This window comes from Agathobaculum desmolans ATCC 43058 (genome assembly GCF_000701665.1).
Classification (GTDB): domain Bacteria; phylum Bacillota; class Clostridia; order Oscillospirales; family Butyricicoccaceae; genus Agathobaculum; species Agathobaculum desmolans.
Window position 1 is genome coordinate 14,408 of the sequence record NZ_JNJN01000022.1, and the last position, 15,667, is coordinate 30,074.

At 54.7% G+C, this 15,667-nt stretch carries 15 protein-coding genes; 12 read left to right on the forward strand and 3 right to left on the reverse strand.

All coding sequences use genetic code 11. The features are described from left to right. The first annotated feature begins 13 nt into the window (after window positions 1-13). The 8 genes from T363_RS0107110 (at window position 14) to T363_RS0107145 (ending at window position 7,917) form a co-directional block, all read left to right on the forward strand. Window positions 14-757, forward strand: coding sequence for a nucleotide-binding protein (locus T363_RS0107110; protein WP_031474598.1), 744 nt, complete (start codon window positions 14-16; stop codon window positions 755-757). Between the two features lie 75 nt (window positions 758-832). Beyond that, window positions 833-1,243: a methylglyoxal synthase gene (locus T363_RS0107115; protein WP_031474600.1), complete on the forward strand. Its 411-nt coding sequence runs from the start codon at window positions 833-835 to the stop codon at window positions 1,241-1,243. A 77-nt stretch (window positions 1,244-1,320) separates the two neighbouring features. Next, a complete protein-coding gene (gene hisS, locus T363_RS0107120) occupies window positions 1,321-2,679 on the forward strand; it encodes a histidine--tRNA ligase (protein WP_031474602.1) in 1,359 nt (452 codons plus the stop codon). Window positions 2,680-2,707: 28 nt separating this feature from the next. After that, complete coding sequence (locus tag T363_RS0107125; protein ID WP_031474604.1) at window positions 2,708-3,148, forward strand: hypothetical protein; 441 nt, start codon at window positions 2,708-2,710, stop codon at window positions 3,146-3,148. 14 nt (window positions 3,149-3,162) lie between these two features. Next, window positions 3,163-4,974, forward strand: a complete 1,812-nt coding sequence (aspS, locus tag T363_RS0107130) for an aspartate--tRNA ligase (protein ID WP_031474605.1) — start codon at window positions 3,163-3,165, stop codon at window positions 4,972-4,974. 449 nt (window positions 4,975-5,423) lie between these two features. Beyond that, window positions 5,424-7,145 (forward strand): solute:sodium symporter family transporter, encoded by a 1,722-nt coding sequence (locus T363_RS0107140; protein WP_078096950.1) that lies wholly within the window; start codon window positions 5,424-5,426, stop codon window positions 7,143-7,145. A gap of 85 nt (window positions 7,146-7,230) precedes the next feature. Then, window positions 7,231-7,422: a hypothetical protein gene (locus tag T363_RS16020; RefSeq protein ID WP_154658764.1), complete on the forward strand. Its 192-nt coding sequence runs from the start codon at window positions 7,231-7,233 to the stop codon at window positions 7,420-7,422. Between the two features lie 90 nt (window positions 7,423-7,512). Continuing rightward, the gene (locus tag T363_RS0107145; RefSeq protein ID WP_051643152.1) at window positions 7,513-7,917 is read left to right on the forward strand and encodes a VOC family protein; all 405 of its coding nucleotides are present in this window, start codon (window positions 7,513-7,515) and stop codon (window positions 7,915-7,917) included. 198 nt (window positions 7,918-8,115) lie between these two features. Here the strand turns inward: T363_RS0107145 and iolD are convergent, their stop codons facing one another. After that, on the reverse strand, window positions 8,116-10,077 hold the full coding sequence (iolD, locus tag T363_RS0107150) for a 3D-(3,5/4)-trihydroxycyclohexane-1,2-dione acylhydrolase (decyclizing) (protein ID WP_031474610.1): 1,962 nt from the start codon (window positions 10,075-10,077) through the stop codon (window positions 8,116-8,118). Window positions 10,078-10,234: 157 nt separating this feature from the next. Continuing rightward, window positions 10,235-11,041 carry a 5-deoxy-glucuronate isomerase gene (locus T363_RS0107155; protein ID WP_031474612.1) on the reverse strand — a complete coding sequence of 269 codons (807 nt, stop codon included), beginning with the start codon at window positions 11,039-11,041 and terminating at the stop codon, window positions 10,235-10,237. Window positions 11,042-11,373: 332 nt separating this feature from the next. Between T363_RS0107155 and T363_RS0107160 the strand changes: the two genes are divergently transcribed. Further along, window positions 11,374-12,258 carry an AraC family transcriptional regulator gene (locus tag T363_RS0107160; protein WP_031474614.1) on the forward strand — a complete coding sequence of 295 codons (885 nt, stop codon included), beginning with the start codon at window positions 11,374-11,376 and terminating at the stop codon, window positions 12,256-12,258. 144 nt (window positions 12,259-12,402) lie between these two features. Here the strand turns inward: T363_RS0107160 and T363_RS0107170 are convergent, their stop codons facing one another. Next, on the reverse strand, window positions 12,403-13,158 hold the full coding sequence (locus T363_RS0107170; protein WP_031474616.1) for a DeoR/GlpR family DNA-binding transcription regulator: 756 nt from the start codon (window positions 13,156-13,158) through the stop codon (window positions 12,403-12,405). Between the two features lie 131 nt (window positions 13,159-13,289). Between T363_RS0107170 and T363_RS0107175 the strand changes: the two genes are divergently transcribed. The 3 genes from T363_RS0107175 (at window position 13,290) to T363_RS0107185 (ending at window position 15,565) form a co-directional block, all read left to right on the forward strand. Next, window positions 13,290-13,499 (forward strand): hypothetical protein, encoded by a 210-nt coding sequence (locus T363_RS0107175; protein ID WP_031474618.1) that lies wholly within the window; start codon window positions 13,290-13,292, stop codon window positions 13,497-13,499. Window positions 13,500-13,733: 234 nt separating this feature from the next. Continuing rightward, complete coding sequence (locus T363_RS0107180) at window positions 13,734-14,585, forward strand: transketolase (protein ID WP_031474620.1); 852 nt, start codon at window positions 13,734-13,736, stop codon at window positions 14,583-14,585. Between the two features lie 14 nt (window positions 14,586-14,599). After that, window positions 14,600-15,565, forward strand: coding sequence for a transketolase family protein (locus T363_RS0107185; protein ID WP_031474622.1), 966 nt, complete (start codon window positions 14,600-14,602; stop codon window positions 15,563-15,565). Window positions 15,566-15,667 lie beyond the last annotated feature (102 nt).

Sequence of the window (15,667 nt, forward strand, 5' to 3'; positions counted from 1 at the left end):
TTTCGGAGGCGGTATGTTGAAGGTGATTCTGGTTGCGTCCGGTAAGGGCGGCACAGGGAAAACCTCCCTTACGGCGGGGGTGGGCGCGGCACTGGCGCAGGCCGGACAGCGCGTGCTCCTGATCGACGGCGACTGCGGCCTCCGCAATCTTGACATTGTGCTCGGTATGTCGGATCGGGTGGTTTACTCCTTTGCTGATGTGGCCGGAGGCGCAGTCATGCTCTGTGATGCAATGGCGCGGCATCCGGTGTATGAAAATTTGTATCTGCTGACAGCGCCTGTCGCCCTGCCTGCGCTCAGTGAGCGCGGTATGGAGCAGCTCGCCGTGCAGGCGGAGGAAGCTGCGTTTGATTATCTGCTGATCGATGGTCCTGCCGGTTTGCCGGCGGAGCTTTCGTGGCTTGCACATATTTCCACGCAGGCAATCATTGTCACCGCGACCGATCGCGCCTGTATCCGCGGGGCGGAACGGTGTGCCCGCAAGCTGGAGGAAGAGTACTGCATCCAGCGTATCCGCATGGTGCTCAACCGGGTGCGGCCGCAGATGATCTGCCGCGGCCAGTCTGCCAACATCGATGATGCGATGGATGAGGCGGGGCTGCCGCTGCTTGGGCTGGTGCCGGAGGATGAAGATCTGATCGTCTGCGGCAACAGCGGAAACAGTATATTGTCCGTCAAGCGAAGCGGTGCATCGCACGCCTTTCAGAACATTGCGCGTCGTTTGGAAGGCGAACGGGTGCCGCTGATGAAAATATAGCAAACGGATAAGAGAGAGTGCACAAACGGCGTATCTTTTTGCAGGGAGAACGCTGGGAAAGGGGATGTTTTGTCAATGAATATTGCGCTGATCGCGCATGATCGAAAAAAAGAGCTGATGGTACAGTTTTGTATGGCGTACTGCGGTGTTCTGGCTAAGCATAACATCTGTGCGACCGGAACGACCGGAAAATTTGTGGAGGAAGCAACCGGGCTGAAGATCGACAAGTGTCTGGCCGGTATGCAGGGCGGCGAGGAACAGATCGCGTCCCGCGTGGCCTATAACGAGATCGACTTGGTGCTGTTCTTCCGTGATCCCATGTCCAACGCGCAGTATGAGCCGGATATGCACGCCATAGCCCGCTTGTGTGACATGCATAATATCCCGATCGCCACCAACTCGGCAACGGCTGAAATGCTCATCCTCGGTCTGGACCGCGGCGATCTGGATTGGCGTAACATCGTCAACCCCAAGAACAGAAAATAAAATGACGGATATCGTTGCACCGGATGGGCGGTCTGGCCTGTCCGGTGCATCGGTCTGTCTTGAGGAGAATCAAAACTATGGAAAAAGTGAAACCGAGAACCCTGTCCGGCTTTATGGAGCTGCTGCCCGCACCGCAGGTGCAGATGGAGCGCATCATGCAGGTGCTGCGTGAAACCTACGCGTTGTACGGCTTTTATCCGCTGGATACCCCGCTGATCGAATCTTCCGAGGTGCTGCTGGCCAAGGGCGGCGGAGAGACCGAAAAGCAGATTTACCGCTTTCAGAAGGGTGACAGCGACCTGTCCCTGCGCTTTGACCTGACCGTACCGCTGGCCAAGTACGTTGCCCAGCACTACGGTGAATTGACCTTCCCGTTCCGCCGTTTCCAGATCGGCAAGGTCTACCGCGGCGAGCGTGCGCAGCGCGGCCGCTTCCGTGAGTTCTATCAGGCGGATATCGACGTCATCGGCGACGGCAAGCTGGATATCATCAACGAGGCCGAGGTGCCGAGCATCATCTATAAGACCTTTACCTCGCTGGGACTCGAACGTTTTAAGATCCGCATTAACAACCGTAAGGTATTAAACGGCTTTTTTGCCATTCTCGGCCTGACCGAGCAGGCGGGCGACGTGATGCGCACGATCGACAAGCTGGAGAAAATCGGCGCGGAAAAGGTAAAGGCGATTTTGACAGAGGATTTCGCCGTTGCAGCGGAAACTGCGGACGAGCTGCTGCGGTTTATTGCGACACCGGGCGGCACCGAAGGTATCCTTGCCGCACTCGAGGGCTACCGGGGCAGAAATGAAGTGTTTGATCAGGGCGCGGATGAGCTGAAAACGGTTGCGACGTATATGCAGGCCTTCGGCGTACCGGCTGACCATTTCGAGATCGACCTGACCATTGCCCGCGGTCTGGATTACTACACCGGTACGGTGTATGAGACTGCCATGCTCGATCATCCGGAAATCGGCTCGATCTGCTCGGGCGGACGGTATGACAACCTTGCGGAGTACTACACGGATAAGCAGCTGCCCGGCGTGGGCATCTCGATCGGTCTGACGCGCCTGTTCTACGTGCTGGGCGAGCAGGGCTATCTGAACGACAAACAGAATTGTGCGCCCGCGGATGTGCTCATCCTGCCGATGACCGACGATACCGGCGCGGCGATCGCCACGGCAACCGCGCTGCGCGGCGCGGGTATCCGCACCCAGCTTTACAGCGAGCAGAAAAAGTTCAAGCACAAGATCGGCTATGCAGACAAGCTTGGTATCCCGTATGTGGTTTTCCTCGGTGAGGATGAAATTCGGGAAGGCGTGCTTGCGGTTAAGGATATGGAGACCGGCGAGCAGGTCAAGGTTTCACCCGAGGAGGCAGTTTCCCGCATCCGGGACGGCCTTGCCGCAAAGAACCAAGGTAAGGTCATCTGCGACAAATAATATTGGATTTGAAATGGGATGCATAAAAATGTTTGGATTAACTAATAAGGAAAAGATAAACTCTCTCATACTAAACGCTTCCCAAAATTGTATTGAAATCTATACTTCAGGAATCAAGAATCTTTTAGATAAACAGGATCGTCTTGGCAACCAAGAAATGGAACAATGTGTGATTCATATACGAAGAGAGTATTTAGACGCTGTTACTAATAGCGTTCTAACTTTCTTTCAAAACTCCTCGCCAGCAATTTATTCACGACTGCAAATGGCCATGATTTCTCCTGGCATTTGTGATATGGATGATGATTTAGTGAATTTAGATATTGGTTTGTCTGCGGGTGTACTATATGCGTTGTGCTATTATGCGGTTACTAACAAAAAAGCAAAAACATACGATTGTTCCAAGTTATCACATTTGCAAAATGATTTAATGAATCAGGCATTGGCTAAATTATCCGAAAATATGTAAGGGATTGATAAAACATGAATGAAACTTCTATCCATGGGATGAAGCGCACGCATATGTGCGGAAATCTGCGCCTGTCCGACGCAGGGCAGGAAGTCACGGTCAACGGCTGGGTCGACCGCGTGCGCGATAACGGCGGCGTCCTCTTCCTGCTCGTGCGTGACCGCGCGGGCATCGTGCAGTGTACGTTTGACAAGTCGGTCAATGCCGGCCTGTTCGACATTGCCTTTACCTGCCGCACCGAGTTTGTTGTGGCAGTGCGCGGCAAGCTGGTCGCGCGCGACGCGGCGGCGGTCAACAGCAAGATGCCGACCGGCGAGGTTGAGATCATTGCGGAAGATATCCGCATTTTGTCTCGCGCGGAAACCACGCCGTTTGAGATCGATGACAGTAAGGAAGTCGGCGATCAGATTCGTTTGAAGTACCGTTATCTTGATCTGCGCCGCCCGTCCATGCAGCGCAATATGATGCTGCGCCATCGCGTGACGCAGGTGGCTCGCAACTATTTTGACGAGCAGGGCTTTATTGAGATCGAAACCCCGATGCTGACCAAGTCCACGCCCGAAGGTGCGCGTGATTACCTTGTGCCCTCCCGCGTGCATCCGGGCAAGTTCTATGCGCTGCCGCAGTCTCCGCAGCAGTATAAGCAGCTGCTCATGCTGTCCGGCATGGATCGTTATATCCAGATCACCCGCTGCTTCCGCGACGAGGATCTGCGCGCTGACCGCCAGCCCGAGTTCACCCAGATCGACCTCGAGATGAGCTTTGTTGAGCAGGATGATGTCATTGCGGTCAATGAAGGCTTTCTGAAGCGCGTGTTCAAGGAAGTACTGGATGTGGACATTCAGCTTCCGCTGCCGCGCCTGACGTGGCGCGAGGCGATGGACCGCTTCGGCTCGGATAAGCCGGATACCCGTTTCGGCTTTGAGATCAAGGATATTTCGGATATTGCGGCAAACTGCGGTTTCGGCGTATTCAAGGGTGCGGTTGAAGCCGGCGGCACGGTGCGGCTGATCAACATCAACGGCTACGCGGACAAGTTCCCGCGCAAGGAGATCGACAAGCTGGCTGATTTTGTCAAGACCTACCGCGCCAAGGGTCTGGCGTGGATGAAGCTGGCGGCGGACGGTTCGATGACCTCGTCCTTTGCCAAGTTCCTGACCGAAGAGGAGATCGCGGCGATCAAGGAACGCGCGGACATGCACGAGAACGATGTGCTGTTCGTGGTAGCGGACGCTTCCGAGGAGACCGCGCTGGTTTCGCTTGGCGCACTGCGCTGCGAGCTGGCCAAGCGGCTCGGCCTTGCCAAAAAGGATGACTTCAAGCTGCTGTGGGTCACCGAGTTCCCGCAGTTTGAGTACAGCGAGGAAGAGGATCGCTTGGTCGCCAAGCACCATCCCTTCACCGCGCCGATGGACGAGGATATTCCGCTGCTCGAAACCGAGCCGGCCAAGGTGCGCGCCAAGGCGTATGACATCATTCTGAACGGCTGCGAGCTGGGCGGCGGTTCGATCCGTATCCACGATCCCGAGCTGCAGACCAAGATGTTTGAGGCGCTCGGCTTCACCGAGGAGCGCGCAAAGGAGCAGTTCGGCCATCTGATCACGGCGTTTTCCTACGGCGCACCCCCGCACGGCGGCCTTGCCTATGGATTGGATCGCCTGTGCATGCTGCTTGCGGGATTGGATTCCATCCGCGATGTGATCGCCTTCCCGAAGGTGCAGAATGCATCTGACCTGATGATGTCCTGCCCGGATGTGGTGGATGATAAGCAGCTTGACGATCTGTCTATTGCGGTAACGCGCATGGAAAAGGACAGCGAAGCGTAAAAGAACAGACAGCAGACATTCTGCTGTTCCGCCGCGGCGAAAGCTGCGGCGGTTTTTTCATCTGCTGATATTCCATGAGTTGGGAAATTTATGAAAATGAGAAAAAAGTGTGTATTTTTGAAAGTGTTATGTGCAATGTGCAAACAAAATACATTTTTTGGAATACATTCGTGATGTCAGCTTTTTCACAAAGCAGAAGGAAATTGATTTTGTGCAAATATACAATTATGAACAGATTGTTACAAAGAAACTTGAAAAATGACCAGAATAATGTTATTATATATCCGAAATGCGCAAGTAATATGCACATTTATAGATCGCCGGGGTAAAATCTGGCGTTTTATTATGCACAATGCACGGAAAGAGCATGCGGTGCGCATGGGAGAAACGGCTGCCGGAATAGGGGCTGGCAGCAAAGGACATGCAAATGTGAGAAGGAGAGAACATGCATGGAATTTTTTAATTCACTGACGTTTACCGCGATCACCTTTGTGGGGTTCACGGCACTCGTCGCGATTATCTCCTGGTGGAAAACCCGAGGGGATAATCTGGATACGCAGGATGGCTACTATCTTGCAGGGCGCGGTCTGACCGGCCCGGTCATTGCAGGCTCACTGCTGATGACCAACTTGTCGGCGGAGCAGCTTGTCGGCAATAACGGACAGGCAGTTCGTGTCGGCATGAGTACCATGGGCTGGGAAGTTACCTCGGCGATTGCACTGGTCATTCTGGCCTTTGTGCTGATGCCCAAGTATCTCAAAACCGGCCTGACCACCATTCCGCAGTTTTTTGAGCAGCGTTACGATGCGGGTACCCGCCGTTTGGTATCCATCATTGTATTGCTCAGCTATGTTGTTATTATGCTGCCCAACATTCTGTATGCCGGCGCGCAGGTGTTTGTAAACATCTTCGGTCTGGATAAGATGCTTGGCATTTCGTACTTTGCGGCAATCGCCATTGTTTGTGTGGCAACGGCTGTTGTTGGTTCGATTTATGCAATTTTCGGCGGCCTGAAGGCGATTGCCCTGTCCGACTCGATCAACGGTCTGGGTCTCATTGTCGGCGGACTGCTGGTGCCGGTGTTCGGCTTTATGTTCCTGTCCGGCCAGCTCGGCGGCGACGGCAGCTTCCTGGATGGCTTTGACAAGTTTCTGCACACCGATCCGTCCTACCTGAACGCGATCAATGAGGTCAATGCGCCCGAACCGTGGCTCCCGTGGCCGCTGCTGCTTACCGGCCTGCTGATCAACAACATGTACTATTGGGCAACCAATCAGTCCATCATCCAGCGCGCATTCGGCGCTAAGAACCTGAAGGAAGCACAGAAGGGTGCAGTATTTGCAGGCTTCCTCAAGATTATGACTCCGTTGATCATTGTTATTCCGGGCATTATCTGTGCACTGGCTTATCCGGGTCAGGACTGGGGCAGCGGTGACGCGGCTTATCCGATGCTGGTAGCTGAGGTTATGCCCAAGCCCGTGCTCGGCTTCTTTGCTGCCGTTATGTTCGGTGCGATCCTGTCCTCGTTCAACTCGGTGCTGAACTCCGCGTCCACCATTTACGCACTGGATATCCATCGCCCGATCTTCAATCCGACGGCGTCTGACTCGCACATGGTTAAGATCGGTCAGAACTTCGGTACGGTCGTTGCGATCGTATCCACTATCATGAGCCCGTTCATGCTGTACATGGGCGGTATCACAAGCTTTGTAAACTCTGCATTTGCAGCGTTCAACACGCCGATCTTTGTCTGTCTGCTGTGCGGCTTCTTCTGGAAGAAGGTTCCGGCAATCGCTGCAAAGATCGTTATTCCGGTACACGTGGTGCTGTACTTTACGCTGCAGTTTGGTCTGCGCAACGTGATCCCGTGGATGAAGGATATGCATTACCTGTACTTCACCGCAGTGCTGTTTGTGTTTGATATGATCCTGATGTGGGTCATCGTCAAGAAGAACCCGCGTCCGGAAGACTTTGTGCTGCACGATGCCAAGGCGGTTGATATGACCCCGTGGAAGCACGGCAAGTTCTGGGCGGCGGCAACGCTGCTGGTCATGGTAGCAGCTTATGTGGTCTTTTCGCCCCTTGGCTTTGGCAAGAGCGAGACCAGCACGTTCGAGCGCTATCAGGAGACAAAGGCTTCCGCATCGGTCGTTCAGACAGTGCAGGAATAAAGCAATAGAAAAGCTGCCCTCGGGCAGCTTGAGACTGTCGAAAAACTTCGTTTTTCCGACAATCTATGTTTGGACTACGCCAAACATGAACGAGAAAAAAATTCCTATCCAGAAACTTTTTCTCTCTCAAAGTATAAAAAGTCAGGCACATGTCCTGACTTTTTATGCATTTGCACTGCAAATGATAGTTTATGCGCGCTACCGCGCGTATTGTGAGCATCCCCATTGGCAAAATACTTTGTTACAGCTTGAAGCTGCCCTTGGGCAGCTTTTCTAGTTGTGGAAAAGGGCATTATGGGGGCTGCGATAAGCTGTTGCAGATCACAAAATATATGGTAAAATAATAGCAGTAAAGGAGGTAAACAGGATGAAAGAACATTACATAGGCTTGGGCCATATTGCGATTTATACGGCGGATATGGAGGAGAGTATCTCGTTTTACGAAAAGATAGGCGGCCGCGTGGAACAGCGCGACGGCGTGGAAACACCGGATGGTCTGAAAAAACTGGCTTTGGTTTCGTTCGGTGGCTTTACGCTGGAGCTGATCGAGCCGCCGGCCGGCACACTGGTGCCGTCGGGGGAGGGAAGCATCCCGCACTTTGCGGTTTATGTGGATGATTTGGATCAGACGGCAGCGGCTTTGAAAGCAGCGGGGGTGACTTCGTTTACGGCACCGGAGAAGAAGGTGCTGCCCAATACCTTTGGCGGGCTGCAGAATTGGTTTTTCACCGGCCCGTCGGGGGAGCAGATCGAGCTGCTGCAAATGCTGTAAGGTCTTTTTGCAGAAGACCTGCGTACGGAGCAAAAAGCTCGATTGCAGCATCCGGTATAGAAACAGTTGATGTGCCGCTGTGCGGACACTCTTCCAACATAAAACCGGCGTGACCATCAGGCCACGCCGGTTTTGCTTTATTTATATGGGAATTTAGTCAAATGTCCGGGATTCCTGTGCCTGTTGCCGACAGGGATATCAATAATGACGGGACTCCCAGAGGTGATCCTCGATGCGCTTGCGGGCAGCCTGTACTTCAGGCTTCTCAGAGACCTCAGCGACACCTACACGCCACCAAGCCTCATAACCGGCAGACATGGTCTTGGGCAGAACCTTCATGTCGATAACAGTGGAAACGGTCTGCTTCTTGGCGTCCGCGATAGCAGCCTCGAGCTCTTCCATGGTCTTGACGGTGTAGGTCTTGCAGCCGTAAGCCGCGCCGATAGCAGCGTAGTCGACCTGGATAACCTTGCCCTTGTGGATGCCGTTGGTAACGCCTTCCTCGAGCATGTTCTTCTCGGTGCAGATCGAGGCATTGCCCTGACCAACCTCGAGGTTGTTGATGCAGCCGAAGGAAGCGTTGTCAAACAGCATGACGTTGATCTTCTTGCCGATCTGGACAGAGGTGATTAGCTCGGAGTGCAGCATATCGAACGAGCCGTCGCCGCACATTGCGTAAACTTCCTGATCCGGGCAAGCCAGCTTAGCGCCCAGCGCGGAAGCGATTTCGTAACCCATGCAGGAGTAACCATACTCCATGTGATAGGTGTTGATCTTGCGTGCACGCCACAGACCCTGCATGTCGCCCGGCAGAGAGCCGGCAGCCGCGCAGACGATCGCGTCGTCGTCGATCAGCTTGTTGATCGCACCGAGTACCGTGGTCTGGCACAGCTTGCAGCCAGTGTCCTCGATGTACTTCTCAACGCACTGGCGGTTAGCGTCGTTGCACTCGGGGGTGAAGGTTTCCTTATCGGTGTAGACGCAGTTGTCCAGACGGTCAACCTCGTCGTACCACTCCCTGCGGTAAGCCGCGATAGCCTTGGCATACGCTTCGTCGGTGTGGTAGCCGATCTTCTTGAGTTCCTCGCCGATAGCGGTCAGCGCCTCGTTGGCATCAGCCACAACCGGGGTAGCGTCCATCTTGTACGCCTGGAACTCGGACGGGTTGATGTTGACGAACTTAGCGTCCGTGCGGTACAGCCACTTGGAAGCGGTGGTGAAGTCAGTGTAGCGGGTGCCGACGCCGATAACAACGTCCGCCTCGTGGGCCAGCTTGTTGGCAGCGATGCCGCCGGTGGTGCCCAGACCGCCGAGGTTCAGCTCGTGGGTCCATTCAACTGCGCTCTTGCCCGCCTGAGTCTCGCCGAAGGCAATGCCGAAGTCCTCAGCGAACTTCTTGAATACCTTGTGCGCCTCAGCGTAGCGTACGCCGCCGCCGCAGATCAGGAGCGGCTTCTTAGCGTTCTTGATGACCTCAACAGCCTTCTCAAGCGCATACTTGGTAATCGGACGGCGGTCGATGCGCCATACGCGCTTCTGGAAGAAGTCGACCGGATAGTCATAGGCTTCCGCCTGTACGTCCTGCGGCAGCGAGATCGCAACAGCGCCGGTGTTGGCGGTGTCGGTCAGCACACGCATCGCGGAGATCATGTCGGTCATGACCTGCTCCGGACGGTTGATGCGGCCCCAGTACTTGGTGACAGCCTGGAACGCGTCGTGCGCGGAGATGGACAGGTTGTGCGGCTGCTCCATCTGCTGGAGAACCGGGTCAGGCTGACGGGAAGCGTAAATGTCGCCCGGCAGGATCAGAACCGGGATGTTGTTGGCAGTCGCAGTCGCAGCAGCGGTGATCATGTTGCATGCGCCGGGGCCGACAGACGAGGTGGCCGCGAAGATCTGCTTGCGGCGCATCTGCTTAGCGTAGCCGACAGCGGCCAGCGCCATGCCCTGCTCGTTCTTGCCCTGATAAACGACCATGTCCTTGAGCTCCTGCTCTACGCCGTTGCAGAAGCCAACGACGTTGCCGTGGCCGGGCAGCATGAAGATGCCCTTGACGAACTTATGCTCCTGCTCGTTGCCGTCCATGTCGATGTAGCTGACATACTGGTTCTCGAGGAAGCGGACGAGTGCCTGAGAAGCGGTCAGGCGGACAGTTTCCATATGCTTCATAAGGTGAATTCCTCCTAAAAATATTTTCTCTCACTGGATTTGTCCGGTACCGGGGTGCCGGACGGACGGCCGCGGTGCGGCCAAGCAATTCCGTTCCGCCGGAGATAGCCGGGGGTGCTGCGGGGGCGGAACAGTGCTCGCTGGGAAATTAGTTTCCGGTCGGGCAGTGCCAGATGTGATCGTTTGCATCATCCTCGAGCAGCCACAGGTGCTCTTCGTCGTCAATGCGGGTCTTATCCCACGGATCGCCCGGCAGATGGCGGATGCCCCATGCGTAGCAGCAGGAGTAGCCCGGCGCGGTGACCTGAGAATGCATCTTATCGGTGATGATCGCAAGGCCGTTGTGGCGGGTTTCATAAATCTCGCCGTTGGCCCAGCCGGCGCCGAAGCCCTGCGGACGGTCATAGCGGTAGAAGTAAACCTCGGGCTGCGGATGATGGTGCGGCGGATAGCTCGACCACTTGCCCGGCAGGTTGACCACTTCGCCCAGCACCATGTTGGAATAGGGCGCGTTGTCCAGATCAAAGCAGGTGCGGACATCACGCTTGATGCAGCCCATCAGCTCGCCGTTGGCGCCGCGCGCCCAAGTATCGGTTTCTTCGGGCTTGTACATCTTGTTCGGGAACGTTTTTTCGTTGAGCGTCTTCTGAATATAGATATGGCAGGGGCCGTGCGCGGTGATCTTCACCTTGGTGCCCTTGCATACATGCAGGCAGGACGGATTGTAGTCGAACGGGTTGGGACGGTCTACATCGTAGGACTGGTCATCCCACTCGATGGTGCACTTGCCGTCGAATACCAGTGCGGCCAGCTCCTTCTCGGCTTCTTCGAACGAGTGGGTGTCGCCATCCTCCATGACGAGGAGTGCAACGTCCATCATGGCATCCTTGCCGATACCTTCATCCAAACGGATGTACTCGTTGTATCCGCGCTTGACTTGCTTATCAATGTACATAACGGAATTCCCTCCAAAAAAGAATTTTTGGTGCGGCAGCCGGCAGTTTGATACCGGATACCGGCGGATGACCGGACGGTCCTCCACCTACTATTATAACATGCGGCGGCAAACGGTTTCAACTGTTCACCCGCGGATGGGAACGGTTCGTCATTTATCACAAAAACGGTGAGGCCGCTTCTTGCAAATGATACAACAAAAATACGATGATTTTGTGCTGTACTCTTGCGAATGTTCCCTGAACTATTTATAATTATAGCATAGAACGGCAAAAATGCTTGTAATATCTTAATCAACAATAACACGATTTTAAGGAAAAACGGAGGGATCGCATGGATGCGGCACGGCGCGAGAAAAAGGAGCACGGCACACTGGCCTTCCCGTTTCAAATCTATCCGGCACTGGATGGGAGTGAGGCGGATGACAGTGATTTTATTCCATATCACTGGCATCCGGAACTGGAGATCATTACGGTGGACAGCGGCCGCGTTTCGCTGACCATTGCCGACCATATTTATGAGGGCGTGCACGGTGATGTATTCTTCGCCGCAGGGGAGGAGCTGCATGAGATACGAGCCGCCGGACGGGAAAACCAGTTCCGTTCCTTTGTGTTTCCGGTGGATTTTCTGCAGTTTGCACGCGGCGATCTGACCGAGATCGAGCTGCTGCGTCCGCTGGCTGAGGGGCGGCTGCGTTTTGCGACCTGCCTGCGGGCAGGCGCGCCCGGGCAGCGGGAGGTGCGCACCCTGCTGGCGCAGATTGTGCGCGCATGGCAGACCAAGGCGGCAGGCTGCCAGTTGGCGGTTAAGGCGGCGCTGCTCGGAATTGTGGCGGTTTGCGCCCAAAACGGCTGCCTGACCGGACGGCAGGTTCGTCCGAATGCGGATTACAAGGCGCGTCAGCTCAAAGAGATCGTGGGGTATCTGGGCGAGCATTTTACCGAACCGTTGACGCTTACCGAGGTTGCGGCGCGGTTTGGCTTGACCCCGCAGTATTTCAGTGGTTTTTTTCGGGATAATTTCGGGCGCACGTTTACCCAGCATGTTAATTCCCTGCGGATTGAGCAGGCAGCTCGCCTGCTGCGGGAGACCGATCTGCCGGTTATGGAGGTGGGCTTTAATGTGGGGTTTGATAATTTCAGCTATTTTATCAAACGCTTCCGCACCGTGTATGGGGTATCCCCGTCCCATTACCGAAAAAACAGTGCTGCACTCTAAACTGTTGTGCTGCACAAAAAAGTCCGGCTCACATAGGTGAACCGGACGGAAGATGGTCAAAAATATGTTGTTTTGATGCGGCACAGCAGATCCGGCAGAAATAACCGGAAAACCCTGATAGGAAAACAGTCGTGCCGGCCGGTATTATTCATACCGAAGCAGAACATTTTCCTGCTGACACAGTTCCACGTACTCCTTAGGGGGTTCGCGGTCGGTGATAAAGGCGGTCAGATCCTTCAGGTGGCAGAAGGTAACGATGGCTTCCTTACCGATTTTGGAGGAATCCACCATGCCGTAAATACTGTCCGCACGCTGCACAACAGCACGCTTGATCTCTGCTTCCAGAAATGTGGTGTTTGTCATGCCGGCGGTGAGCGATACACCGGTCGCACCCATGAATGCCTTATTGATACGCATAGCGGACAGGGCTTCGATTGTGGAAAGACCGACGAAAGAATCGGTAGTGGGGCTGTAAATGCCGCCCAGCGAAATGACATTCAGGTTATCATACTTGGAGGCCTCGCTCAGAGCGCCGAGCGAGTGTGTGATGATGGTAAGACGTTTTTTTGCGACCAGAAACCGCAGCAGACACAACGTTGTGGTGCCGGAGTCGATAAAAATAGTATCCCCGTCCTGCACTTCTTCTGCTGCGAGCCGTCCGATCAGTGACTTGTCGATTGGATTGAGACCCGAGCGGATAGGCGTCGGCACTGCGCCGGATGGCACGGTGGCGGTTACGCCGCCGTAAACCTTGGTGATGTGGCCGCGTACTTCAAGCTCGTTTAGGTCGCGGCGGATGGTGTTTTTGGATACGCCGAAAACCTCGCAAAGTTCATCAATGCTGACGGTCTCGCGTGAAATGACATACTGCTCTATGGAATTGAGTCGGCTGACTTTCATCTTTCTATCCCCGATCTTAACCGAAATGTAACCAGAACAATTATTTCTAGTGTATCAAATATTGAACAAATTGTCCACAGTTATCTGAAAAGGGAAAAGGTTTAGTTTTTTGGAGATATGTCGATGAAAAGTTGATTATTTCGGCTGATACGGCGGATTTTCACCAAAAATGCGAAGAGAATGTGAAAAATAAAGGGGAATTATTTTCTTTGCGGTTGGATGCGGCAGCCAGGCTTGCTGAAAAAAGCAGATATTTAGCGGAGATTGAACAGTTCCGGCTGCACAAGCGGCGTGCCGGGACGGGAACTGCTGCGTCTGGGAATGTGACCAAGAAGAAATAAAAATACAACCAAGACATAACAAACAAATTTCCTGTTTTTCGTCGGGAATTTTTATTGATTTTTCCGGCAGCCCCAAAGGGCGGGTGGAATTTTTGTAAACAAATGTGTGGATTTTGGTTGAAATCTGGGTAGCTTGGTGATACACTGATATCGATAAGCAGCGGTGCTCTGCCGCTGCGCGCTGGAACCTGTTCCGCGGAGAGAAAATAATTTTTGATTAGGCAGGTGTATGCAATGCAGAAAGCAGAAAAGATGCAGGAGCTTCGCGTATTTGCTCAGGAAATCCGTTTGGAGACCCTCAAGACCATCGGCTCGCTCGGCTTTGGCCATGTGGGCGGCTCGATGTCCATTATCGATGCACTCGCCGTACTGTACGGTGATGTGATGAAGGTCGATCCCAAGAATCCCCGTTGGGAGGATCGTGACTGGTGCGTTCTGTCCAAGGGTCATGCCGGCCCGGCGATGTACGCTACCCTCGGCCTGAAGGGATTTTACCCGCTGGAGAACGCTTATACGCTCAACCAGCCCCACACCAACTTCCCGTCCCACACCGACCGCACCAAGACCCCCGGTGTTGACCTGACGACCGGCTCGCTCGGTCAGGGCATGTCCACCGCTACGGGCGCTGCGCTCGGCAACAAGATCGACGGCCGCGACAACCACGTATTCGTGTTTGTGGGCGACGGCGAGGCGGACGAGGGCCAGGTATGGGAGGCTGCTCAGTTTGCCGTTCACTATAAGCTGGACAATCTCGTCTGCTTTGTGGATGACAACAAGTACCAGCTCGACGGCTCCTGCGAGACCGTTATGAAGCACGCCAACGGCATCGGTGCAAAGTTCGCGGCGTTTGGCTGGAACGTGGTAGAGTGCGCCGACGGCAACGACGTAGAGCAGATCTACGACGCTGTTCAGGCCGCTTATGCAACCAAGGACGTGCCGACCTGCATTGTGCTGAACACCGTAAAGGGCAAGGGCGCTACCTTTGCCGACGGTACGGGCGCGCACTCCTCTCAGCCGTCCAAGGAGCAGTGGGATGAAGCCATTGCTTACGCTGAGAAGCAGCTCGCTGAGATCAAGGCACAGTAAGGGAGGGTACGAACATGAGCTTTACTTTGATTGGCAAACACGAAAAGGATTCCCGTGCAAACCGTGACGGCTACGTTAACGCGATGCTCGAGATGATGGAGAAGGACTCCTCGGTCATGCACATTGACTGCGACCTGGAGAACTGCATCAATACCGGTAAGCTGGCCAAGGCATATCCGGAGCGCACCATCAACGCCGGCATTGCGGAAGCTAACGCGATGGGCGTTGCCGCAGGCCTGTGTGCGACCGGCAAGACCGTGTTTATGCACTCCTTCGGCTGCTTCGCTTCCCGCCGTGCATTCGATCAGGCGTTCATGTCCGCGGCTTATGCCAAGCTGCCGGTGCATGTTGTCGGTTCCGACCCCGGCGTATGTGCAGCTTACAACGGCGGCACCCATATGCCGTTTGAGGACTGCGCTCTGTATCTGTCCATTCCGGATGCGGTTGTGCTCGATCCGGTTGACTATGCGCAGATCAACTGCCTGACCAAGAAGCTGGCAGAGTCCGGTAAGTTCTCTTACATGCGCATGATCCGCAAGACGTTTACCACTGTTTATGCGGACGGCTCCGAGTTCGAGATCGGCAAGGGCGTTACCCTGAAGGAAGGCAAGGATGTTGCTATCATCGCCTCCGGTATTATGGTAGATGAAGCGCTGAAGGCGCAGGAGCAGCTCGCGGCAGAGGGCATCTCCGCCAAGATCATCGACATGTTCACTTGGAAGCCGCTCGATGAGCAGCTTGTGATCGATTCCGCCAAGGAGTGCGGCGCGATCGTAACGGCTGAAAACCATCAGGTTAAGTGCGGTCTCGGCTCTGCGATTGCCAATGTGGTGATCCAGAACTGCCCGGTTCCGATGGAAATGGTCGGTGTTGAGGATCGCTTCGGTCAGGTTGGCGCAGAAGGCTTCCTGCGTGAAGAGTATGGCCTGACGGCCGCGCACATTGTAGAGGCAGCCAAAAAGGCGATCGCCCGCAAGTAAGCGCAGCAGTAGAATGAACAAAAAGCGGCAGCTTCGGCTGCCGCTTTTGCTTGCTTTGGCAGACGGCTATGCTGTGATGTGGGTCAAACGGGTGCGGTATAT

What these genes read in the sequence shown, in the direction of transcription:
- T363_RS0107155 (WP_031474612.1), bottom strand. Translation starts at nt 11,041, where the DNA reads ATGTACATTGATAAGCAAGTCAAGCGCGGATACAACGAGTACATCCGT.
- T363_RS0107170 (WP_031474616.1), bottom strand. Translation starts at nt 13,158, where the DNA reads ATGAAAGTCAGCCGACTCAATTCCATAGAGCAGTATGTCATTTCACGC.
- T363_RS0107145 (WP_051643152.1), top strand. Translation starts at nt 7,513, where the DNA reads ATGAAAGAACATTACATAGGCTTGGGCCATATTGCGATTTATACGGCG.
- aspS (WP_031474605.1), top strand. Translation starts at nt 3,163, where the DNA reads ATGAATGAAACTTCTATCCATGGGATGAAGCGCACGCATATGTGCGGA.
- T363_RS0107160 (WP_031474614.1), top strand. Translation starts at nt 11,374, where the DNA reads ATGGATGCGGCACGGCGCGAGAAAAAGGAGCACGGCACACTGGCCTTC.
- hisS (WP_031474602.1), top strand. Translation starts at nt 1,321, where the DNA reads ATGGAAAAAGTGAAACCGAGAACCCTGTCCGGCTTTATGGAGCTGCTG.
- T363_RS0107125 (WP_031474604.1), top strand. Translation starts at nt 2,708, where the DNA reads ATGTTTGGATTAACTAATAAGGAAAAGATAAACTCTCTCATACTAAAC.
- T363_RS0107115 (WP_031474600.1), top strand. Translation starts at nt 833, where the DNA reads ATGAATATTGCGCTGATCGCGCATGATCGAAAAAAAGAGCTGATGGTA.
- T363_RS0107110 (WP_031474598.1), top strand. Translation starts at nt 14, where the DNA reads ATGTTGAAGGTGATTCTGGTTGCGTCCGGTAAGGGCGGCACAGGGAAA.
- T363_RS0107140 (WP_078096950.1), top strand. Translation starts at nt 5,424, where the DNA reads ATGGAATTTTTTAATTCACTGACGTTTACCGCGATCACCTTTGTGGGG.
- T363_RS0107185 (WP_031474622.1), top strand. Translation starts at nt 14,600, where the DNA reads ATGAGCTTTACTTTGATTGGCAAACACGAAAAGGATTCCCGTGCAAAC.
- T363_RS0107180 (WP_031474620.1), top strand. Translation starts at nt 13,734, where the DNA reads ATGCAGAAAGCAGAAAAGATGCAGGAGCTTCGCGTATTTGCTCAGGAA.
- iolD (WP_031474610.1), bottom strand. Translation starts at nt 10,077, where the DNA reads ATGGAAACTGTCCGCCTGACCGCTTCTCAGGCACTCGTCCGCTTCCTC.
- T363_RS16020 (WP_154658764.1), top strand. Translation starts at nt 7,231, where the DNA reads ATGAACGAGAAAAAAATTCCTATCCAGAAACTTTTTCTCTCTCAAAGT.